This window comes from Micromonospora sp. URMC 106, assembly GCF_051386395.1.
Lineage (GTDB): Bacteria > Actinomycetota > Actinomycetes > Mycobacteriales > Micromonosporaceae > Micromonospora.
Genome location: NZ_JBPQTP010000119.1, coordinates 1 through 20202 on the forward strand (window position 1 = coordinate 1; position 20202 = coordinate 20202).

21 protein-coding genes are annotated in these 20202 nt (G+C 74.8%); 13 read left to right on the plus strand and 8 right to left on the minus strand.

The features are described 5' to 3' along the window. The first annotated feature begins 136 nt into the window (after positions 1–136). Genes argF through argH form a run of 4 tightly spaced genes read left to right on the plus strand, consistent with a single transcriptional unit; the run spans position 137 to position 4306 of the window. Positions 137–1114: an ornithine carbamoyltransferase gene (argF, locus tag ACSNOB_RS27010; protein WP_436689601.1), complete on the plus strand. Its 978-nt coding sequence runs from the start codon at positions 137–139 to the stop codon at positions 1112–1114. Further along, entirely contained in the window at positions 1111–1626 is a 516-nt protein-coding gene (locus ACSNOB_RS27015; RefSeq protein ID WP_436689570.1) for an arginine repressor, read from the plus strand. The genes argF and ACSNOB_RS27015 overlap by 4 nt, the downstream gene beginning before the upstream one ends. Next, positions 1623–2828, plus strand: coding sequence for an argininosuccinate synthase (locus ACSNOB_RS27020; RefSeq protein ID WP_436689572.1), 1206 nt, complete (start codon positions 1623–1625; stop codon positions 2826–2828). Before ACSNOB_RS27015 ends, ACSNOB_RS27020 begins: the two co-directional genes overlap by 4 nt. A 14-nt stretch (positions 2829–2842) precedes the next feature. Continuing rightward, complete coding sequence (gene argH / locus ACSNOB_RS27025) at positions 2843–4306, plus strand: argininosuccinate lyase (protein ID WP_436689603.1); 1464 nt, start codon at positions 2843–2845, stop codon at positions 4304–4306. 41 nt (positions 4307–4347) lie between these two features. On the opposite strand, the gene ACSNOB_RS27030 is transcribed toward argH, so the two are convergent. Beyond that, on the minus strand, positions 4348–4704 hold the full coding sequence (locus ACSNOB_RS27030; protein ID WP_436689574.1) for an MmcQ/YjbR family DNA-binding protein: 357 nt from the start codon (positions 4702–4704) through the stop codon (positions 4348–4350). A gap of 49 nt (positions 4705–4753) precedes the next feature. Beyond that, positions 4754–5170: a DNA-binding protein gene (locus ACSNOB_RS27035; RefSeq protein ID WP_436689576.1), complete on the minus strand. Its 417-nt coding sequence runs from the start codon at positions 5168–5170 to the stop codon at positions 4754–4756. Positions 5171–5260: 90 nt separating this feature from the next. Here ACSNOB_RS27035 and ACSNOB_RS27040 point away from each other — a divergent pair, with 90 nt between their 5' ends. The 3 genes from ACSNOB_RS27040 (at position 5261) to ACSNOB_RS27050 (ending at position 7809) form a co-directional block, all read left to right on the plus strand. After that, positions 5261–5893: a DNA-3-methyladenine glycosylase gene (locus tag ACSNOB_RS27040; RefSeq protein ID WP_436689605.1), complete on the plus strand. Its 633-nt coding sequence runs from the start codon at positions 5261–5263 to the stop codon at positions 5891–5893. A 192-nt stretch (positions 5894–6085) separates the two neighbouring features. After that, complete coding sequence (locus tag ACSNOB_RS27045) at positions 6086–7189, plus strand: LLM class flavin-dependent oxidoreductase (RefSeq protein WP_393109947.1); 1104 nt, start codon at positions 6086–6088, stop codon at positions 7187–7189. Next, entirely contained in the window at positions 7186–7809 is a 624-nt protein-coding gene (locus tag ACSNOB_RS27050) for an FMN reductase (protein WP_436689579.1), read from the plus strand. The genes ACSNOB_RS27045 and ACSNOB_RS27050 overlap by 4 nt, the downstream gene beginning before the upstream one ends. 49 nt (positions 7810–7858) lie before the next feature. On the opposite strand, the gene ACSNOB_RS27055 is transcribed toward ACSNOB_RS27050, so the two are convergent. From ACSNOB_RS27055 to ACSNOB_RS27065, 3 genes are all read right to left on the minus strand, one after another. Continuing rightward, positions 7859–8707, minus strand: a complete 849-nt coding sequence (locus ACSNOB_RS27055) for a universal stress protein (RefSeq protein ID WP_436689581.1) — start codon at positions 8705–8707, stop codon at positions 7859–7861. 153 nt (positions 8708–8860) lie between these two features. Continuing rightward, the gene (locus ACSNOB_RS27060; protein ID WP_436689583.1) at positions 8861–9757 is read right to left on the minus strand and encodes a universal stress protein; all 897 of its coding nucleotides are present in this window, start codon (positions 9755–9757) and stop codon (positions 8861–8863) included. A 48-nt stretch (positions 9758–9805) separates the two neighbouring features. Beyond that, the gene (locus ACSNOB_RS27065) at positions 9806–12538 is read right to left on the minus strand and encodes a cation-translocating P-type ATPase (protein ID WP_436689585.1); all 2733 of its coding nucleotides are present in this window, start codon (positions 12536–12538) and stop codon (positions 9806–9808) included. 211 nt (positions 12539–12749) lie between these two features. Between ACSNOB_RS27065 and ACSNOB_RS27070 the strand changes: the two genes are divergently transcribed. After that, on the plus strand, positions 12750–13226 hold the full coding sequence (locus ACSNOB_RS27070; RefSeq protein WP_436689587.1) for a cyclic nucleotide-binding domain-containing protein: 477 nt from the start codon (positions 12750–12752) through the stop codon (positions 13224–13226). Between the two features lie 83 nt (positions 13227–13309). Here the strand turns inward: ACSNOB_RS27070 and ACSNOB_RS27075 are convergent, their stop codons facing one another. Beyond that, positions 13310–14035 carry a methyltransferase domain-containing protein gene (locus ACSNOB_RS27075; RefSeq protein ID WP_436689589.1) on the minus strand — a complete coding sequence of 242 codons (726 nt, stop codon included), beginning with the start codon at positions 14033–14035 and terminating at the stop codon, positions 13310–13312. Here ACSNOB_RS27075 and ACSNOB_RS27080 point away from each other — a divergent pair. Then, positions 14034–14444, plus strand: coding sequence for a MerR family transcriptional regulator (locus tag ACSNOB_RS27080; RefSeq protein ID WP_436689591.1), 411 nt, complete (start codon positions 14034–14036; stop codon positions 14442–14444). The genes ACSNOB_RS27075 and ACSNOB_RS27080 overlap by 2 nt on opposite strands. Positions 14445–14829: 385 nt before the next feature. Here the strand turns inward: ACSNOB_RS27080 and ACSNOB_RS27085 are convergent, their stop codons facing one another. Next, positions 14830–15078: a hypothetical protein gene (locus tag ACSNOB_RS27085; protein WP_436689593.1), complete on the minus strand. Its 249-nt coding sequence runs from the start codon at positions 15076–15078 to the stop codon at positions 14830–14832. A 153-nt stretch (positions 15079–15231) separates the two neighbouring features. Between ACSNOB_RS27085 and ACSNOB_RS27090 the strand changes: the two genes are divergently transcribed. The 3 genes from ACSNOB_RS27090 (at position 15232) to ACSNOB_RS27100 (ending at position 17874) form a co-directional block, all read left to right on the plus strand. Further along, positions 15232–15714, plus strand: coding sequence for a GNAT family N-acetyltransferase (locus ACSNOB_RS27090; RefSeq protein ID WP_436689595.1), 483 nt, complete (start codon positions 15232–15234; stop codon positions 15712–15714). 60 nt (positions 15715–15774) lie between these two features. Then, positions 15775–16419: a hypothetical protein gene (locus tag ACSNOB_RS27095; RefSeq protein WP_436689597.1), complete on the plus strand. Its 645-nt coding sequence runs from the start codon at positions 15775–15777 to the stop codon at positions 16417–16419. A gap of 129 nt (positions 16420–16548) precedes the next feature. Beyond that, a complete protein-coding gene (locus ACSNOB_RS27100) occupies positions 16549–17874 on the plus strand; it encodes a hemolysin family protein (protein ID WP_436689599.1) in 1326 nt (441 codons plus the stop codon). A 22-nt stretch (positions 17875–17896) separates the two neighbouring features. On the opposite strand, the gene ACSNOB_RS27105 is transcribed toward ACSNOB_RS27100, so the two are convergent. Further along, positions 17897–18280 (minus strand): PaaI family thioesterase, encoded by a 384-nt coding sequence (locus ACSNOB_RS27105; protein ID WP_393109990.1) that lies wholly within the window; start codon positions 18278–18280, stop codon positions 17897–17899. A gap of 104 nt (positions 18281–18384) precedes the next feature. Between ACSNOB_RS27105 and tyrS the strand changes: the two genes are divergently transcribed. Then, positions 18385–19671, plus strand: a complete 1287-nt coding sequence (gene tyrS, locus ACSNOB_RS27110; protein WP_436689607.1) for a tyrosine--tRNA ligase — start codon at positions 18385–18387, stop codon at positions 19669–19671. The last annotated feature ends 531 nt before the right edge of the window (positions 19672–20202 follow it).

Sequence of the window (20202 nt, forward strand, 5' to 3'; positions counted from 1 at the left end):
CGACGCCGACGCCGACGCCGACGCCGACGCCGACGCCGACGCCGACGCCGACGCCGACGCCGACGCCGACGCCGACGCCGACGGTGGCGTCGACCGGCACGGCCGCGTCCGGGCCGACCACGACGGAGACGAACGCATGATCCGGCACTTCCTGCGCGACGACGACCTGACCCCGGCCGAGCAGTCGGCCGTGCTCGACCTCGCGGCGCGGATGAAGGCCGACCGGTTCGGCCACCGGCCGCTGGCCGGGCCCCGGTCGGTGGCGGTGCTGTTCGACAAGCAGAGCCTGCGCACCCGGTTCTCGTTCGACGTCGGCATCGCCGAACTCGGCGGGCACCCCCTCGTGGTGGACACCCAGGTCACCCACTTCGGCCGGGGCGAGACCCTCGGCGACGCCGGGCGGGTGCTCTCCCGCTACGTCGCGGCGATCGTGCTGCGTACGCACGGCGACGACCGGATCGCCGAGGTCGCCGACGCGGCCACCGTGCCGGTGGTCAACGCGCTCACGGACGGGTTCCACCCCTGCCAGCTCCTGGCCGACCTGCTCACGATCCGCGAGCACTGCGGCGGCACCGCCGGCCGGACGCTCGCCTACGTCGGTGACGCCGCCAACAACCTGTCCCACTCGTACCTGCTCGCCGGGGCGACCGCCGGGATGCACGTCCGGGTCGCCGGGCCGGCCGGTTTCGGCCCCGACCCGGAGGTGGTCGCCCGGGCCGAGAAGATCGCCGCCGGCACCGGCGGTTCCGTGCGGGCCCTGACCGATCCGGTCGCGGCGGTGGCCGGGGCCGACGTGGTCGCCACCGACACCTGGACGTCGATGGGCCAGGAGGACGACGGGCTGGACCGGATCACCCCGTTCCTGCCGTACCAGGTCAACGCCGCGCTGCTCGGCCACGCCGCGCCCGACGTCGTCGTGCTGCACTGCCTGCCCGCGCACCGCGGCGAGGAGATCACCGACGAGGTGCTCGACGGTCCGCGCAGCGCCGTGTTCGACCAGGCGGAGAATCGGCTGCACGCCCAGAAGGCGCTGCTGACGTTCCTCCTCGGGGCCGCGCCCGCCGTCCCGGACGCGGCGGCGCCGGGCGCCGCCGCGACCAGGGAGACACCATGACCGCCCCGCTGACCCGCGCCGCCCGCCACGCCCGCATCCTCGAGCTGATCCGGGACAAGGCGATCCACTCGCAGACCGAGCTGGCCGACCTGCTCGCCGGCGACGGCATCCAGGTCACCCAGGCCACCCTGTCCCGCGATCTCAAGGAACTGGGCGCGGTGACCGTACGCGGCGGCGACGGGCGCGGCGTCTACCTGATCCCCGAGGACGGCCACCGGCCGCTGCGCGACGCCGAGGCGGCGCCGGCCCGGCTGGTCCGGCTGCTGCGCGAGCTGCTCAACGGGGTCGACTCCAGCGGCAACATCGCCGTGCTGCGCACCCCGCCGGGCGCAGCCCACTACCTGGCCAGCGCGTTGGACCGAGCGGGCCTGCCCGAGGTCGTCGGCACCATCGCCGGCGACGACACCATCCTCGTCGTGGCCCGCGAGGCCGTCGGCGGGGCCGCGCTCGGCGACAAGCTCGCCGGCTGGGCCCGCCGGGAAGAGAACGTTGAAGGGAGCACCACATCATGACCGAGCGGGTCGTCCTTGCCTACTCCGGAGGTCTCGACACCTCCGTCGCCATTCCTTACCTCGCCGAGCAGACCGGCGCCGAGGTGATCGCGGTCGCGGTCGACGTCGGGCAGGGCGGCGAGGATCTCGACGCCATCCGGCAGCGCGCCCTGGACTGCGGCGCGGTCGAGTCCGAGGTGGTCGACGCGCGCGACGAGTTCGCCGCCGAGTACTGCCTGCCGGCCATCCGCGCGAACGCGCTCTACATGGACCGCTACCCGCTGGTCTCCGCGCTGTCCCGGCCGCTGATCGTCAAGCACCTGGTGGCCGCGGCCCGCAAGCACGGCGGCACCATCGTGTCGCACGGCTGCACCGGCAAGGGCAACGACCAGGTCCGCTTCGAGGTCGGGCTGGGCGCGCTCGCCCCCGAGCTGAAGATCGTCGCGCCGGCCCGGGACTTCGCCTGGACGCGGGACAAGGCGATCGCCTTCGCGGAGGAGAAGGGGCTGCCGATCGACGTGTCGGCGAAGTCGCCGTACTCGATCGACCAGAACCTGTGGGGCCGCGCCGTGGAGACCGGCTTCCTGGAGGACATCTGGAACGGCCCGATCGAGGACCTCTACTCCTACACCGCCGACCCGGCCGAGCCCCGCGACGCCGACGAGGTCGTGATCACCTTCGACGCCGGCGTGCCGGTGGCGATCGACGGCGAGACCGTCACCCCGTACCAGGCGATCCTGGAGCTCAACCGGCGCGCGGGCGCCCAGGGCGTCGGCCGGCTCGACATGGTCGAGGACCGCCTCGTGGGCATCAAGAGCCGTGAGGTGTACGAGGCGCCCGGCGCGATCGCGCTGATCACCGCCCACCAGGAGCTGGAGGCGGTGACCGTGGAGCGGGACCTGGCCCGGTTCAAGAAGAGCGTCGACCAGCGCTGGGGCGAGCTGGTCTACGACGGCCTCTGGTTCTCCCCGCTGAAGAACTCGCTGGACGCGTTCATCGACGACGCGCAGCGGCACGTCACCGGCGAGGTGCGGCTCACGCTGCACGGCGGTCGGGCCACCGTCACCGGCCGGCGCTCCGAGGCCAGCCTGTACGACTTCGGCATGGCCACCTACGACACCGGCGACACCTTCGACCAGTCCCTCGCCAAGGGCTTCGTCCAGCTCTGGGGTCTGCCCAGCAAGATGGCCGCCGCGCGGGACGCCCGGCTGGGCGGCTCCTGACCGTGGCAACGACAATGGGCGGCGTGGACGACAAGAGCCTGACCGAGAACAGTGCCGCCACCAACCGCACCAGCCTCTGGGGCGGCCGGTTCGCCGGCGGCCCCGCCGAGGCCCTCGCGCGGCTGTCGGTGAGCGTGCAGTTCGACTGGCGCCTCGCCCCGTACGACATCGCGGGTTCCCGGGCGCACGCCCGGGTCCTCGCCGGCGCGGGCCTGCTCGACCCGGAGGAGCTGGGTCGCATCCTCGCCGCCCTGGACGACCTGGAGGCCGCCTGCGCCTCCGGGCAGTTCCGCCCCACGGTCGACGACGAGGACGTGCACACCGCGCTGGAGCGCGGGCTGCTGGAGCGCCTGGGCAGCCTCGGCGGCAAGCTGCGCGCCGGCCGGTCCCGCAACGACCAGGTCGCCACCGACCTGCGGCTCTACCTGCGCGACCACGCCCGGGGCGTGGCGTCCCGGCTGGTCGAGCTGGCCGAGGCGCTGGTCGAGCAGGCCGGGCGGCACGTGGACACCGCCGCGCCGGGGATGACCCACCTCCAGCACGCCCAGCCGGTCACCTTCGGGCACTGGCTGCTCGCCCACGTGCAGCCGCTGCTGCGGGACCTGGAACGGCTGCGCGACTGGGACCACCGGACGGCGGTCAGCCCGCTCGGCGCGGGCGCGCTCGCCGGCTCCGGCCTGCCGCTGGACCCGGTGGCCGTCTCGAAGGAGCTGGGCTTCCGCACGTCCTTCGCCAACTCGATGGACGCCGTGGCCGACCGGGACTTCGTCGCCGAGTTCCTCTTCGTCACCGCGATGATCGGGGTGCACCTGTCCCGCCTCGGCGAGGAGGTGGTGCTCTGGACGTCCCAGGAGTTCGGCTGGGTGGAGCTGGACGACGCCTTCGCCACCGGTTCGTCGATCATGCCGCAGAAGAAGAACGCGGACATCGCCGAGCTGGCGCGGGGCAAGTCGGGCCGGCTCGTCGGCGGGCTGGTCGCCGTGTTGACCATGCTCAAGGGCCTGCCGATGACCTACGACCGGGACATGCAGGAGGACAAGGAGCCGGCCTTCGACGCGGTCGACACCCTGGAGCTGCTGCTGCCGGCCCTCGCCGGGATGATCTCCACGATGACGGTCCGGGTGGACCGGCTGGTCGCGGCCGCGCCGGTGGGCTTCTCGCTGGCCACCGAGGTGGCCGACTGGCTCGTCCGGCGGGGGGTGCCGTTCCGCGACGCGCACGAGATCACCGGGAAGCTGGTGGCGCTCTGCGTGGCCCGCGACTGCGCCCTCGACGAGGTCAGCGACGACGACCTCGCGGCGGTCAGCGAGCACCTCGACCCGTCCGTGCGGGACGTGCTCTCGGTGCGTTCGGCGCTCGCCGCCCGGATCACGCCGGGCTCGACCGGCCCCGGTCCGGTCGCCGACCAGCTCGCCGCCGCCACGGACAAGCTGGCCGGCTGGCGGGAGTGGGCCGCCGAGCGGGTCGTGCCCCGCTGAGCTCTCCGACCCCGCGCGGCGCCGCCGGTGCCGCGCGGGGCTCAGGCCGTCGGCCGCTCCCGCTTCGGCAGCTTCGCCACCACCGCGTCGTACGACGCGTCGACCGCCTCGGTCAGTTCCTCGTCGTCGATCCCGCCGGCCAGGCGCAGCGTGTTCCAGCCGGAGCGCCCGATGTACGGCGACGGCCGCGCGTCGCCGGGGTGCCGGTGCAGCCACTCGTCGGCGACTTCCCGGCTCGGGCCGCACTTCACCCCCATCGTCGGGTCGTCGCCGTCGGCCGAGCCGAGGAAGGCGAAGATCCGGCTGCCCACCTTGACCACCTCGTCGCCCTCCCACGGCTGGTCCAGCCAGGCTCCCGGCTTCCCCAGGCAGTACGCCAGCATCTCCTCGCGCGTCATCGCGTCCTCCTCGACACCAATCCCGTGCCCAGTCTCGCCCATCGGGGCGTCAGTCGGCGGTGGCGGTGCGGGCGCAGAGGCGTTCGAAGCGCTGTTTGGCGGCCTGCGCGCTGCCCAGCCCGAGCCCGTACGCGATCTGCTGCCAGGTCAGCCCGCGGCCGCGGGCCAGCGTGAGCAGCCCCGCCTCCATCGCGTCGACCTCGGCGCGCAGGTGCGGCACGAGGGTGAGCGCCGCGACGAGGTCCGCGTCGTCGACCGGCTCCTCCCCGGGCTCCGTCTCGGCCCCGCCGGCGGCGAGGGCGGTGACCAGCGCGACGGCCTCGTAGGTGTCGGGGACGTAGGGGTTGGTGTGGCGGCGCCGGCGGGTCTCGGTGTCGGCGTGCCGTTCGGTGATCCGGTGCAGCGCGTCGTAGGTGCGGTGCGCCCGGGCCCGTCCGGCGTCGGGCGCGGTGAAGGAGTCGGTCATGCCGTCGACCCCATCATGCCAACGTCGCGTTGTCAACGAATTGTTGATAGGCGGCGGTCGGCGCGCCGCGCGGATAGGGTCGGGCTCGTGGTGACGTACTCCGACCCCCGTCCCGCCGACCTCGCGGCGCTGGCCGACCTGCTCTCCGGGCCCGTGGTGCCGGCGGCGCGCGGCCTGCTCGGCTGCCGGCTCTCCGCCGGCGGCGTCACCGTCCGGATCACCGAGGTCGAGGCGTACGCCGGGACGGCCGGCGACCCGGCGTCGCACGCGCACCGGGGCCGCACCCCCCGCAACGCGGTGATGTTCGGGCCGGCCGGGCACGCCTACGTCTACTTCACCTACGGCATGCACTGGTGCATGAACGTGGTCACCGGGCCGGACGGGGAGGCGTCGGCGGTGCTGCTGCGCGCCGGCGAGGTGGTCGACGGCCTCGACGTGGCCCGGGCCCGGCGCACCGCCGTACGCCGGGACGTCGATCTCGCGCGCGGGCCCGCCCGGCTCTGCGCGGCGCTGGGCATCGACAAGGGCGTCTACGGCCGCTACCTGCTCGGCGACGGCCCGGTCCGGCTGCGCCCGGCCGACCGCCCGGTGCCGGCGGACGCGGTGGCCGCCGGCCCGAGGGTGGGCGTGACGGGGGCGCACGACGTCCCGTGGCGGTTCTGGATCGCCGGCGACCCGACGGTGAGCGCCTACCGCCGGCACGTCCCGCGCAGCCGCTCCTGACCGCCCTGCCGTGCCCGGCCGCGCGTCCCGCCCGGCCGGCCGAGTGGCCGGGCGGCCGAGTGGCCGGGCGGGCGGGGTGACGGCGCCCACCGGCGCGACCCCTCGGCGCGGAATAGTTGACTCGTCAAATATGTTGTTCGGTGCGTCCGGGAGCCGCTCCGGCCCCGGCCGGGACAACGCGAGGAGCTGGTCATGCAGTTCGGAGTCTTCACCGTCGGCGACGTCACGGTCGACCCGACCACCGGTCGGGAGCCGACCGAGCATGAGCGGATCAAGGCGATGGTCACCATCGCGCTGAAGGCCGAGGAGGTCGGCCTGGACGTCTTCGCCACCGGCGAGCACCACAACCCGCCGTTCGTGCCGTCGTCGCCCACCACCATGCTGGGGTTCATCGCCGCCCGCACCGAGCGCCTGCTGCTGTCCACCTCGACGACGCTGATCACCACGAACGACCCGGTGAAGATCGCCGAGGACTACGCGATGCTCCAGCACCTCGCCGACGGCCGGGTCGACCTGATGATGGGGCGCGGCAACACCGGCCCGGTCTACCCGTGGTTCGGCCAGGACATCCGCAACGGCATCCCGCTCGCCATCGAGAACTACGACCTGCTGCGCCGGCTCTGGCGCGAGGACGTGGTCGACTGGAAGGGCCGCTTCCGCACCCCGCTGCAGGCGTTCACCTCGACGCCGCGTCCGCTCGACGGCGTGCCGCCGTTCGTCTGGCACGGCTCGATCCGCAGCCCCGAGATCGCCGAGCAGGCGGCCTACTACGGCGACGGTTTCTTCGCCAACCACATCTTCTGGCCGAAGGAGCACACCCAGCGGATGGTCGGCCTCTACCGGCAGCGGTTCGCGCACTACGGCCACGGCTCCGCCGACCAGGCGATCGTCGGGCTGGGCGGGCAGGTGTTCATGCGCCGCAACTCGCAGGACGCCGTGCGGGAGTTCCGCCCGTACTTCGACAACGCCCCCGTCTACGGTCACGGCCCGTCGCTGGAGGAGTTCACCGCGCAGACCCCGCTGACCGTGGGCAGCCCGCAGCAGGTCATCGACCGGACGCTGGGCTTCCGCGACTACGTCGGCGACTACCAGCGCCAGCTCTTCCTCGTCGACCACGCCGGCCTGCCGCTGAAGACCGTGCTGGAGCAGCTCGACCTGCTCGGTGAGGAGGTCGTCCCGGTGCTGCGCAAGGAGTTCGAGTCACTGCGCCCGGCGCACGTGCCCGAGGCGCCGACGCACGCGTCGCTGCGGGCCGCCGCCGAGCGGACCGAAGCCGGCGCGGAGGCGGACCGATGACCCGCCGCACCGTCGCCGTGGTGTCGGCCGGGCTCGGCCAGCCCTCGTCGACCCGGCTGCTCGCCGACCAGCTCGCCGCCGCCACCCGCGACGAACTGGCCCGGCGGGGCGACGACGTCGACGTCCGCCCCGTCGAGCTGCGCGAGCACGCCCACGACATCGTCAACCACCTGCTCACCGGGTTCCCGTCGCCCGCGCTGCGGGAGGTGCTCGACACGGTCACCGGCGCGGACGGCCTGATCGCCGTCACACCGATCTTCAACGCGTCGTACAACGGACTGTTCAAGTCCTTCTTCGACCTGGTCGACACCGGTGCGCTGGCGGACCGGCCGGTGCTGGTCGGCGCCACCGGCGGCACCGCCCGGCACTCGCTCGCCCTGGAGCACGCCCTCCGCCCGATGTTCGCGTACCTGCGGTCGGTCGTGGTGCCCACGGCGGTCTTCGCCGCGCCCGAGGACTGGTCCGCCGGCACCGCCGACGGCGCGCTGCGCGCGCGGATCGCCCGCGCCGGCGGCGAGCTGGCCGACCAGATCCACCGGCGCCCGCCCTCCGCCGGCCCGGCGGACCCGTTCGCCCTCACCACCAGCTTCGAGGAACTGCTCGGGGGCCGGGACCACTGACCGGCGCGGACCCGCCGGCCCGTCGGGGGGCCGGCGGGTCCGCGCCGGCTCAGCGGGCGTGGCCGTACGGGCGGGCGACCAGCACGGGGCAGTGCGCGTGCTGCACCAGCGCCTGGCTGACCGAGCCGAGCAGCATCCCGGCGAACCCGCCCCGGCCCCGCGAGCCGACCACCACCAGCGCCGCGTCGCCGCTCGCCTCGATCAGCGCCTGCTCCGGCTTGGCGGCCCGCAGCACCCGCTCCTCGACGGGCAGCCCCGGGTGGCTGCCGCGTACCGCCGCCGCGGCCGTGGCCAGCGGCTCGGCGGACTCCGCGGCGGCCTGCGTCACCTCGTCCGGCGGGCGGACGTGCGCCAGCACCAGCCCGGTGCCGCGGCGGGTCGCCTCGTCGGCGGCCTGCCCGACGGCCAGCTCGGCGGGCTCCGAGCCGTCCACCCCCACCAGCACCGGCCCGGCGGCCGGGATCGGCTCCTCGGCGGGGCGGACCACCAGCACGGGGCAGTGCGCGTGCGAAGCCACCTGCGTGCCGACCGAGCCGAGCAGCAGCCCCGCGAAACCGCCCAGGCCGCGGCTGCCCACCACCACCAGCTCCGCCCGCCGCGACTCCTCGACCAGCGTCGCGCCCGGCCCGCCGGCCACCTGGCGCACCTGCACGGCCAGCCCCGGCCAGCGCCCCACGAGGTCGGCGGCCGCCTGCTCCAGCATCTTCTGCGCCTCCTCGGTCGGCGCCGGCAACCCCAGGTCGTACGGGTTGGCCGGCACGCCGTAGCCGAGCGGGTGCAGGTAGCCGTGCACCAGGTGCAGGGGGCGGGACCGCTGCACGGCGGCCCGGGCGGCGTGCTCCGCCGCCACCAGGCTCGGCGGCGATCCGTCCACACCCACCACGACGGGTCGGTTCATCAGCCCTCCCAGAGGTCGATCAGGTCATTGTCGACGCGGCCCGGCCCGCCCACCGGGATTTCCCGACGCGCCGCCCGCCGAATCCGTCACCGCCCGCCGGGCCGACGCCCGTGGCGCCGGCCGGGGGAGCGGCCGGCGCGACGGGAGCGGCGATCAGGAGGATCGGGACGCGTCGGCGTGCCGCACGATCACCAGCGGGGAGTGCGCGTGGTGCAGCACGGCGTGGCTGACGGAGCCGAGCAGCAGCCCGCTCAGCGGGCCCCGGCCGCGCGCGCCGACGACCACGAGCTGGGCCGCCTTCGACTCCTCGACCAGCACCCGGGCCGGGGTGCCGCGGACCAGCCGGTGCCGCACCGGCACGTCCGGGTAGCGCTCGGCGAAACCGGCGAGGGACTCGGCGAGCGTCCGCTCCTGCTCGGCGGCGTAGGCGTCCAGGTCGTACACCAGGGGCAGGATCTCGCCCGGGCCCACCGGCGTGGGGTGGAGCCATGCCTGCACCGCGAGCAGCGGGGCGCCGCGGCGGGACGCCTCCTCGAAGGCGAACCCGACGGCCTCGGTCGAGCACTCGGAACCGTCCACGCCCACCACGACCGGCCCGTCGGCGCGCGGCTCGCCGCGCACCACCATGACCGGGCACAGCGCGTGGGCGGAGACCTGCACGGTGACCGAGCCGATCAGCAGCCCGGCGAAGCCGCCCAGACCCCGGTGCCCGAGCACCACCAGCGCGGCCTCCCGGGACTCGTCGAGCACGACGGGCGTCGCCGCGCCGTCGACCACCGCGCCGGTGACCGCGACCTCGGGGGCGGCCTTGCCGGCCTCGGCGACCGCCTCGGCGACGTACCGCTCGGCCTGGTGGCGCAGACCGGCGTCGGCCGGCGCGCCCGGCACCGGGTCCAGCGGGGCGTTGGTCAGCGGCCAGATGAAGGCGTGCACCACCCGCAGCGGGCGCTGCCGCCGCGCCGCCTCCCGTGCCGCCACCCGGACCGCGTCCAGTCCGGCCGCCGAACCGTCCACACCCACGACGACCGGGGCACCGGTGTTGATGGTCATCATTTCTCCTTCGTCCGCCTTCATCCTGCTCCGCCCGAACGCTACCGGTCAGAGGCGGTCGTCCCGGTCGTCGGGCCTTTGGTCCCGAACCGCCGGCCCGCCGGCCCGCGCCGGCGCCCGGCCGTCCGCCTCCGCCGCACCCGGGGCGGGTCCACCGGCCGGCGCCACGGAGCCGTCCGCCGTCGCGCCGGCCGGGACGGCGGTCCGGGCCGGGCGGCGGGCCAGCCGCAGCACGAGTCCGGGCAGCACGCTGACGGCGGCGCAGGCCGCCAGCTCGGCCGCGCCGAGGGGCTCCGTGCCGAGCAGGTCACGCAGCGGGGGCAGCAGCACACCGGCCACCTGGAGCAGCGCCGAGACCGCCACCGCGACCGGCAGCGCGCGGTTGTCACGCCGGGCGCCATCCGCCCGCGGCGCCCGGACCGCGAGCGCGACCCCGAGCTGGGCCAGGCCGAGCACCACGAAGACCACCGACTGCCAGGGCCGGTCCCGGTGCGCCGCGGCCGCGCCGGCGCCGAGCACCACGGCGGCGATCAGGGCGCCGGTGACCAGCACGTCCCGGCCCAGGCCGGCCCCGAGCACCGACTCCGACGGGGAGCGGGGGGCCCGCCGCAGCGTGCCCGGCTCCGCCGGTTCCGCGCCCAGGGCCACCCCGGGCACGCCGTGGGTGAGTAGGTTGACCCAGAGGATCTGCGCCGGCAGCAGCGGTACGGCCAGCCCGAACAGCGGCCCGAGCAGCATCACCGCGATCTCGGCGACCCCGCCGGAGAGGGCGTACCGCAGGAACCGGCGGATGTTGTCGTAGATGCGGCGGCCCTCGCCGATCGCGGCGGCGACGGTGGACAGGTCGTCGTCGACCAGCACCAGGTCGGCGGCCTGCCGGGCGACCTCCGTGCCGCCGCCCATCGCCACCCCGATGTCGGCGCGGCGCAGGGCCGGGGCGTCGTTCACCCCGTCGCCGGTCATCGCCACCACGTGGCCCCGGGACTGCAACCCGGCGATGATGTCGAGCTTCTGGTCCGGCTGGGTACGCGCGAACACCCGGGCCCGCGGGTGCGCCCGCGCCGGGTCGCCGTCGTCGCCGCGTACCAGCGGGTCGCCCTCGCGCCACAGCCCGAGCTGGCCGCCGATCGCCGCTGCGGTCGCGGGGTGGTCGCCGGTGATCAGCACCAGCCGTACCCCGGCCTCGTCGAAGCTGCCCGCGATGTCGGCCGCGCCGGCGCGCAGCGGATCGCCGACGGCGACCAGCCCCGCCGGCCGCAGCCCGGTCGGCCGGGCGGGGTCCGCCGGCGGCGCGTCGGCCACGGCGGACGCGACCGCGAGCACCCGCAGCCCCTCGGCGGCCAGCCGGTGCGCGGTGGCCGTCAGCTCGGCGATCTCCTCGGCGGTGGCGTCGACCAGCGGCGCGGCCAGTACGTTCTCCGGCGCGCCCTTGCACACCACCAGGAACCGGCGGTCGCAGGAGCGGTGCACCGTGGTCATCCGGCGCAGCTCCTGGTCGAAGGGGTGCTCGGCGACCCGGGGCCAGGCGGCGCGGGTGGTCTCCGGGTCGAGGCCGCAGCGGCCGGCGAACGCGACCAGCGCCGCCTCCAGCGGGTCGCCGACCGCGGCCCACTCCGGTCGCTCGTCCGTGGGCGGCGCCAGGGTGGCGTCGTTGCAGAGCAGCCCGGCCCGCGCCAGGCGGCGCACCTCGTCCGGTACGGCCACCGGCTCGCCCCCGTGACGGACGACGCCGTGCGGCGTGTAGCCGGTGCCGGTGACGCCGTAGCGGGAGCCGTCGGCGGTGACCGCGTGCTGCACCGCCATCCGGCCCTCCGTCAGTGTGCCGGTCTTGTCGGAGGCGATCACGGTGACCGAGCCGAGCGTCTCCACCGCGTGCAGCCGGCGGGGGATCGCCCGCGCCCCGGCCATCCGGCGGGCGCCGAGGGCGAGGGCGAGGGTGACCACCGCCGGCAGCGACTCGGGCACGGCCGCCACCACCAGGCTCACCGCGGTGACCGCCATGTCGACCACCGGCCGCCCACCGACCACGCCCGCGACGAAGACCAGCCCGGAGAGCGCCACCGCGGCGAAGCCGAGGAGCCGGCCGAGCCCGGCCAGCCGGCGCTGCAACGGGGTGGCGGCGGGCCGGGTGGACGCCACCAGCGCGGTGATCCGGCCGAGCGCGCTCGCGGCGCCGGTACGCACCACCGTGCCGCTGGCCCGCCCGGTGGTGACCACGGTGCCCGCGCTGGCCTCCTCGCCGGCGGCCCGGGCGACCGGCACCGACTCGCCGGTCAGCGCCGACTCGTCGAGGGTCAACCGGGCGGCCTCGGCGAGGAGCAGGTCGGCGGGGGCCACGTCGCCGGCCTCGACCCGCACCAGGTCGCCCCGGACCAGCTCGGCGGCGGGCAGGACGACGTCCCGACCGTCCCGCACGACCCGGGCGGTGGGCGCGGCGAGCTGGTCCAGCGCGGCGATCGCCCGGTCGGCCCGGACCTCCTGCACCACCCCGATGGCGGTGTTCACCAGCACGACCAGCACGATCACCGCCGTGTCCGGGTAGTCCCGCAGCGCGGTGGTGACCACGGCGGCGGCCAGCAGCAGCGCCACCAGCGGATCGGTGAGCTGGCGCAGGATCCGGGTCGCCAGGTGCCGGCGGGGCGGCGTGGCCGCCGCGTTCGGTCCGTCCGCGCGCAGCCGGGCGGCGGCCGCCGCGGAGCTGAGCCCGGCCGCCGGCCTGATCGAGGTGTCAACAGGCACCGCTACGCCCCCGTCCACGCCGTTCCCCGGACATCCCCACATCGCCTCCGCCCTGCCGTGGCGCTGTCGCGGCGCCCCTTCCGCTTCCACCCTCGCCGCGCCCGGCCCGAGCGACCAGGGGAGTTCCGCCCGCGCGGCCCGGGACCAACGGCCCTGTTCCGCGGGGCCGGCGCGCGGTGCACTGGGTGGCAGGACGGACGACTGCGTCGCAGGCCCGGCCACCGCCGACCCTCCGGACAAGGAGGCACCCCGCATGACCACCCTCGACGTGCTCCGCGCGCACCCGTTCCTCGCCGGGCTGCCCGAGCCGTGGCTGCCCAGGCTGGCCGGCTACGCCCGCCCGGTGGTCTGGCACCCCGGGCACCGGCTGTTCCGGGCCGACCAGCCGGCGGAGCGCTTCTGGCTGGTCCGCGCCGGCCGGGTGGCGCTCGACTTTCCGGTGCCAGGCCGCGGCGACGTCGAGATCGAGGAGATTGGCCCGGGCGGGGTGCTGGGCTGGTCGTGGCTGTTCCCGCCGTACCGCTGGCAGTTCGGGGCGGTGGCGGCGCGGCGCAGCACGGCGGTGGAGTTCACCGCCGAGGGGGTGCGCCGGCTGATGGAGTCGGACGACGCGCTCGGCCGGCAGCTCACCGCCCGCTTCATGAGCGTGGTGGTGGACCGGCTGCACGCGGCCCGGGGTCGGCTGCTCGACCTGTACGGCTACCCCACGCTCGCCCCGCCCGCCGCCTGATCACCGTCGAGGGCTGGGGGCATTTCCATGGTGCGGAAGGGAAGCCGCCCCGCCCGACGGCGCCTTCGACCCGAGCTTGACGCTCATCCCTGAGCGGCGACGAGGAACATCGGCACCGCGACGAAGATCCGGTTCGTGCGGGCGCGCTCGGCTTGCTCGGCGAGCCAGCCTTCCTCGTCTGTGATCCGGTGCAGCAGGCCGAGCGCGGTGTCGTCGGTGAACACGCTGGTGTGCACCTCGACGACCGGGTCAACGAACCCGGCGTCGAGCAGCAGGTTGCGGTACCTCCGGGCGACGCGCGGCGACGGGAGCAGGTCCGCCTTCGCGTGGATCAGTCGGCGGGTGGCCTGCGGCTCGTCCGAGTCGATGACGATCGTGTCCCAGTCCTGGCCGAGCAGGACGACCCGGCCGCCCGGCGCGAGCACCCGGCGGGCCTCGGCCACGGCTCGCGCCGGGTCGTCGAGCGTGTGCAACACCTTGTCAGCGCGGTAGCCGGAAACCGAGCCGGTCTCCAGCGGCAGCTCGTAGGCGTCGCCGACGTGGAACTCGCCGGCCGGCCAGCGCTTCCGGGCCGCGGCGATCATGTCGGGGTCGAGGTCGACGCCGATGGCGTGGGCCCCGCGTTCGGCCAGCTCGGCGACTGCGCGGCCAGAGCCGCAGCCGGCGTCGACCACGGTTCGGCCGGTGAGGTCGCCGAGCAGCTCGTAGGAACGTGCGCGCAGCTCGAGGGCCTGGGGCTGCGCGTCGACGGCATCGAGGACAGCAAGCAGGTGGTACATGCCCGCCATGATCTGACTTAATGTCGACATGAAGTCAAGCCCGATGACGATCGGTCAGGTGGCCGACCACTTCGGCCTGCCGACGCACGTGCTGCGGCACTGGGAGTCGATGGGCCTGCTCTCCCCCGCCCGCGTCGAGGGCGGCCGCCGCCGCTACACCCGCGACGACCTGGTCCGGGTGGCATCTATCGTGCGCCTGAAGCAGGCCGGTCTGCCGCTGCCGGACATCGGGGAGTTCCTCGCCTCGATCCACACCGCGGCACACAAGGACGTGCTGCGCCGCAACCGCCGCGTGCTGCAGGCCAGGATGGCGGCGCTGCGGTCGGCGCTCGAATTCCTCGAGGCCGGGCTGAACTGTTCGCACGAGGACATCACGACCTGCCCGAACTACCGGGCCCACCTCGCGGAGCTGGTGGACGTCCAGGAGGCGGAGAGGTAGACAGGCGTCCGAGCAGCGCTCCGCCATGTCTGCCTCAGTGACATGGCGGCCGTCGTGATCGCTCACGGGCGGGGTCGTGCCGGCGCTCGGCCTCGCACACGTTGGCGGCCAGCGATTCGGTGCGCTGTCCGCGTCGACCGCCGAGCACTCCCGGAACCCGGGGTGCCGCCGGATCTGCGTCTGGTGACACCGGGCCGTGCGGTCGGCGAACTCGTAGAACGCCAAGCTCCGAGGCCAGTTCGGCCTGGCCCCACCGGGCCGCCCACGCCTTTTGCCGGGCCACCGCGCCGCCCTCTCGCGGCCTGCCGTCGGCGAGCTCGCCAGGGACGGCGGCGTAGGCGTCGTCGCGGGCCGGCCCGAGCCCGCGCCGCACGGACGCGGCCCGCTAGCCGTCGCCGGCAGGGCGCTCGCGCACCACCAGTTCGTCGATCTCCAGCCGGCCGATGCGCAACTCCCGCACGACCGCCCGGCGGACCGCCAGCCGCCCGATCGCCAGCGCCCCGACGGCGACAGCCCCGACGGCCAGCGCGCCCACGGCCAGCGCTCCGAGCGACGCCGCGCCCGCCGCCCGCGCGCCCGCCGCCACGCCGACGGGCGTCCCGACCGCCCGCGCGCCCCGCACCGCTCGTGTCATCCGCTCATTGTCCGCGCGACGCCTGCTCCCGCGGGCCCGAATGCTCCCGATCACCGCGAGGGGCGGCCGGTGGTGCGCCGGACCCGGCAGACGCGGCGGATCGGGCGTGACGCGTCGTCCGCGATGTCACCGCCCGGCCCTATCCTCGGGCCCGTGACCACCAACCTGCGCCTGCGCCCCGTGCGCGACGACGACCTGCCCCACTTCTTCAGCCACGAGCAGGACGTCGAGGCCAACTGGATGGCCGCCTTCGGCCCGGAGGACCCGGCCGACCGGGCGCGGTTCGACGCGCACTGGCGCCGGGTGCGCGCCGACGAGCGGATCGTCGCCCGCACGGCGGTCGTCGGCGACGAGGTGGTCGGCCGCGTGGTCGCCTTCCCCGTCGACGAGAAGACCGAGGTCAGCTACTGGATCGACCCGCGACGCTGGGGCCGGGGATACGCCACGGCCGCGCTCACCGCCCTGCTGCGCGAGCTGCCGCAGCGGCCCGTGCACGCCCGCGCCGCCAAGGACAACCGCGCCTCGCTCGCCGTGCTGCGCAAGTGCGGCTTCGTCGTCACCGGTGAGGACAAGGGGTACGCCAACGGCCGTGGCGCCGAGGTGGAGGAGTGGGTGCTGGAGCTCACGGACCGGTGAGCCGCCCGCGAGCCGCCGCCCGCCGGGCGGCATGACCAGGGCGGCCACTACTCTCGCGGGGTGAACTGGCTGGAACTGATCGGCTGGACCGGCTCGGCGCTGCTGGTCTGGTCGCTGCTGCAGACGCGCATCCTGCGGCTGCGCGCCCTGAACCTGCTCGGTTGTCTGATCCTGATCGGCTACAACGCCGCGGTGCAGGTCTGGCCGATGGTGGGGCTGAACGTCGTGCTGGCCGTGATCAACGTCTGGTACCTGCGCACCATGCTCGCCACCCGGCACGACGAGGCGACCTACCAGGTGGTGGAGGTCGGCGTCGACGACCAGTTCCTGACCCACACGCTGCGCGTGCACGCCGCCGACATCGCCCGGTTCAACCCCGGGTTCCGCTGGCCGCCCGGCACCTCCGCCGAGCGTTCCGCCTTCCTGGTCCTGCGGGCCGACGAGGTGGTCGGCGTGGTGCTGTCGCACGCCGAACCCGGGGGCGTGGCGCAGGTCGACCTCGACTACGTCACCCGCCGGTTCCGGGACTTCACCCCCGGCGAGTTCGTCTACCGGCGCAGCCGCCTCTTCACCGACCGGGGGTTCCGTCGGGTCGTCACCCCGCCCGGCATGGTCGCCCCCTACTACCACCGGCTCGGCTTCCGCCCCGAGGGCCGCTCGTACGTGCTCGACCTGCCGAACCCGCCGGTCGTCGAGCGAGCCTGAGCACTTCCCGGGCCGGCCGAGGATTCGCCGGTCGGTCCGGTGGGCACAAGACGGCCTACGCCGGCCGGGCCTTCGGCCGGCGGTGCCGATCGTGCCGAGGGGCACCGGTCCGCGTGAGGAGAGCCGGGCGTGCAGAGCATCTGGAGCCAACTGGCCCTGGTCGGTGTCCTGGTCATCCTCAACGCGGTCTTCGCGGGCAGCGAGATGGCGCTGGTCTCGCTGCGGGACAGCCAGATCCAGCGGCTGGAACGCACCAGCCGGGCCGGCCGGGTGCTGGCCCGGCTCGCCAAGGACCCGAACCGGTTCCTCGCCACCATCCAGATCGGCATCACCCTCGCCGGTTTCCTGGCCTCCGCCGCGGCGGCGGTGTCGCTGGCCAAACCCCTGGTGCCGCTGCTCTCCGCGCTGGGCGGCGCCGCCGAGACCGTCGCGATCGTGGTGGTCACCCTCGCGCTGACCTTCGTCACCCTGGTCTTCGGTGAGCTGGCCCCCAAGCGGATCGCCATGCAGGCCGCCGAGCGGTGGGCGCTGCTGGTGGCCCGCCCGCTGGACCTGCTGGCCTCCCTCACCCGCCCGGCCGTCTGGGCCCTCGGCGCCACCAGCGACCTGGTCGTACGCCTGGTCGGGCTCAACCCGAGGCACGAACCCGACGAGATCGGGCCCGACGAGCTGCGGGACATCGTCTCCGGCAACCACGGCTTCACCAAGGAGCAGCGGACGATCATCGCCGGGGCGGTGGAGATCGCCGACCGGCAGTTGAAGGCGGTGCTCGTACCCCGGTTGCAGGTCTTCACGCTCGACAGCGGGACCACCGCGGAGGCCGCGCGGCTGCTGCTGGCCGCCACCGGCCACTCCCGGGCGCCCGTGGTCCGGCACGGCGGCGGGCTGGACGACGCGGTCGGGGTGATCCACCTGCGGGACCTGGTCGGCGTCCGCGACGACCGCCCGGTCGACGAGTGCGCCCGCCCGCCGATGCTGCTGCCGGACTCGCTGTCGGTGGTGGACGCGCTGCGGCAGTTCAAGGCCGAGCGCCAGCACATCGCCCTGGTGGTCGACGAGCGGGGCGCGGTCGACGGAATCGTGACCCTGGAGGACATCCTGGAGGAGATCGTCGGGGAGATCTACGACGAGACCGACCGGGACGTCCGCGCCGTGCGCACCGAGCCGGACGGCGCCATGCTGCTTCCCGGCACCTTCCCGGTGCACGACCTCGGCGACATCGGCGTAGACCTGCCGGGCCGCCCCGGCGGCGACTACACCACCATCGCGGGCCTGGTGCTCACCTGCCTCGGGCACATCCCCACCGTCGCGGGGGAGAGCGTCACCGTGGACGGCTGGGAGCTGGAGGTGGCCGGGATCGACCACCGCGCGATCACGGGCGTCCGGCTGCGCCGACCGGCCGAGCCGGCGCCCGACGACGCCGACGAGCCGGTGCTGGGCCAGGCCCGCGGCTGAGCGTCCCCGGCGGGGGCGCGGGTCAGGCGGGGGAGAGGTTCTGCAGCCGCACCTGACCGCGGGCCACGAGCCGGGCGTCGGCGTCGGTGATCTCCACCTGCCAGAGCTGCTGGCTGCGCCCCCGGTGCACGGGGGTGCCCACGGCGGTCAGCTCGCCCTCGCGGACCGCGCGCAGGAAGTCCGTCTGGTTCGACACGCCGACGACCTGCCCCCGGTCGCCCAGCCACAGCGACCCGCCGACGCTGGCGGCAGTCTCGACCACCGAGCAGTACACGCCGCCGTGCTGGATCCCGAACGGTTGGTGCAGCTCGGGGCGGACCTTCCAGCGGATCACCACGCGGTCCCCGCTGACCTCGTCGAACGTGAGGCCGAGCAGGGCGACGAAGCCGCCCGTCACATCCGGCATGTCCACGGCGTTCCCCTTCCGATCATGGCGTCGCCAGCCTACGCCGCGTCCGCTCGGCAAACCCGGTACGGTCCGCGCCCCCTCGTGGGGGAGAATGGGTGACCGTGACCGACAGCAGCCTCCCGCCGCCCGGGCGGGACTCCCTGACCGACGACCTGCGGTGGCGTGGCCTGATCCAGGACTCCACCGGCCTCGACGAGCTGCGTACGCTGCTCGACGGCGGTGCCGCCGCCTTCTATGTGGGGTTCGACCCGACCGCGCCGAGCCTGCACGTCGGCCACCTGATGCAGGTCGCCACGGCCCGTCGGCTCCAGCTCGCCGGGCACCGGCCGCTGCTGCTCGTCGGCGGCGCCACCGGCCAGATCGGCGACCCGAAGGAGAGCGCCGAGCGCACCCTCAACCCGCCCGAGGTGGTCGCCGGCTGGGTGGCCCGGATCCGCGACCAGCTCGCCCCCTTCGTGTCGTACGAGGGGGAGAACGCCGCGCAACTGGTCAACAACCTCGACTGGACCGGCGAGATGTCGGTGGTCGAGTTCCTCCGCGACGTCGGCAAGCACTTCCCGGTGAACAAGATGCTGGCCCGGGAGGTCGTCAAGGCGCGGCTGGAGAGCGGGATCAGCTTCACCGAGTTCAGCTACCAGCTGCTCCAGGCGAACGACTTCTTCGAGCTGCACCGCCGGCACGGCTGTCAGCTCCAGTTCGGCGGCTCCGACCAGTGGGGCAACATCACCGCCGGCGTGGACTACGTCCGCCGTCGCGGTGCCGGCCCGGTGCAGGCGTTCACCACCCCGCTGGTCACCAAGTCGGACGGGACGAAGTTCGGCAAGACCGAGGGCGGCGCGATCTGGCTCGACCCCGAGATGACCAGCCCGTACGCGTTCTACCAGTTCTGGGTGAACGTCGACGACCGGGACGTGAGCCGCTACCTGCGCTACTTCAGCTTCCGCTCGCGGGAGGAGCTGGAGGCGCTGGAGAAGGAGACGGCGGAGCGGCCGGCGGCCCGGGCGGCGCAGCGGGCGCTGGCCGAGGAGCTGACCACCCTCGTGCACGGCGAGCGGGAGATGGCGCAGGTGGTCGCCGCCAGCCAGGCGCTCTTCGGCCGGGGCTCGCTGGCGGAGCTCGCGCCGGCGACCCTGCGCGCCGCGCTGACCGAGGCCGGCCTCGTCCACCTCGACGAGCTGCCCGACGTCGCCACGCTGCTGCGCGACTCCGGGCTGGTCCCGAGCCTCAAGGAGGCCCGTCGGGTGATCGCCGAGGGCGGCGCCTACGTGAACAACACCCGGGTCACCGAGACCGACGCCAGGGTGAGTGCCGACGACCTGCTGCACGGCCGGTACCTGGTGCTGCGCCGCGGCAAGCGGTCGTTCGCCGGGGCGGAGCTGCGCGGCTAGTCGTACGCCCGTGTGACGCGGGACGCCCCCGGCGGATTTGACGATCGATCCGCCGGGGGCGTAACTTTCTCTCTGCCAGCGCGGAACGGACGAAACAGGGCGAAAGTCGTGGAGGCCGGGGCGCGGGAATGAGCTTCCGGTTCGTGGGGTTACACCCTTCGGACCTGGGACCGGGCGGTGCCCCGGATTCGCCGTGAGGCGGATTTGGCGAGGCGGAGCCGGCCGGGTATGGTTCATCGCCGGCGGGGAACCGGGCGGCTCACGGGCTACCGTGGAGCGGTCGGCCTGCTGGAAATCTTCGGTTGGTGCCGATGGAAGTCGGTGTCGATCGGGGTGCCCGGAAATTGGGTTGACGTGGTGTGGGTCGCGACAGAGCGGTTTGACACGGCGGAAATCACCGGGTAACGTGGTAAAAGTGCTCGGCGCGGGAATGCGTCGGGGATGGTGGACGAATTGCCCCGGGTCGGGGGCTCCACGGTGTGGGGTTTCCGGGCGGTGTGTGGTTGTTCTTTGAGAACTCAACAGGGTGCT

Coding starts and splice junctions, on each gene's coding strand:
- argF (WP_436689601.1), top strand. CDS start 137: ATGATCCGGCACTTCCTGCGCGACGACGACCTGACCCCGGCCGAGCAG.
- ACSNOB_RS27015 (WP_436689570.1), top strand. CDS start 1,111: ATGACCGCCCCGCTGACCCGCGCCGCCCGCCACGCCCGCATCCTCGAG.
- ACSNOB_RS27020 (WP_436689572.1), top strand. CDS start 1,623: ATGACCGAGCGGGTCGTCCTTGCCTACTCCGGAGGTCTCGACACCTCC.
- argH (WP_436689603.1), top strand. CDS start 2,843: ATGGGCGGCGTGGACGACAAGAGCCTGACCGAGAACAGTGCCGCCACC.
- ACSNOB_RS27030 (WP_436689574.1), bottom strand. CDS start 4,704: ATGACGCGCGAGGAGATGCTGGCGTACTGCCTGGGGAAGCCGGGAGCC.
- ACSNOB_RS27035 (WP_436689576.1), bottom strand. CDS start 5,170: ATGACCGACTCCTTCACCGCGCCCGACGCCGGACGGGCCCGGGCGCAC.
- ACSNOB_RS27045 (WP_393109947.1), top strand. CDS start 6,086: ATGCAGTTCGGAGTCTTCACCGTCGGCGACGTCACGGTCGACCCGACC.
- ACSNOB_RS27050 (WP_436689579.1), top strand. CDS start 7,186: ATGACCCGCCGCACCGTCGCCGTGGTGTCGGCCGGGCTCGGCCAGCCC.
- ACSNOB_RS27055 (WP_436689581.1), bottom strand. CDS start 8,707: ATGAACCGACCCGTCGTGGTGGGTGTGGACGGATCGCCGCCGAGCCTG.
- ACSNOB_RS27060 (WP_436689583.1), bottom strand. CDS start 9,757: ATGACCATCAACACCGGTGCCCCGGTCGTCGTGGGTGTGGACGGTTCG.
- ACSNOB_RS27065 (WP_436689585.1), bottom strand. CDS start 12,538: ATGTGGGGATGTCCGGGGAACGGCGTGGACGGGGGCGTAGCGGTGCCT.
- ACSNOB_RS27070 (WP_436689587.1), top strand. CDS start 12,750: ATGACCACCCTCGACGTGCTCCGCGCGCACCCGTTCCTCGCCGGGCTG.
- ACSNOB_RS27080 (WP_436689591.1), top strand. CDS start 14,034: ATGAAGTCAAGCCCGATGACGATCGGTCAGGTGGCCGACCACTTCGGC.
- ACSNOB_RS27075 (WP_436689589.1), bottom strand. CDS start 14,035: ATGTCGACATTAAGTCAGATCATGGCGGGCATGTACCACCTGCTTGCT.
- ACSNOB_RS27085 (WP_436689593.1), bottom strand. CDS start 15,078: ATGACACGAGCGGTGCGGGGCGCGCGGGCGGTCGGGACGCCCGTCGGC.
- ACSNOB_RS27105 (WP_393109990.1), bottom strand. CDS start 18,280: ATGCCGGATGTGACGGGCGGCTTCGTCGCCCTGCTCGGCCTCACGTTC.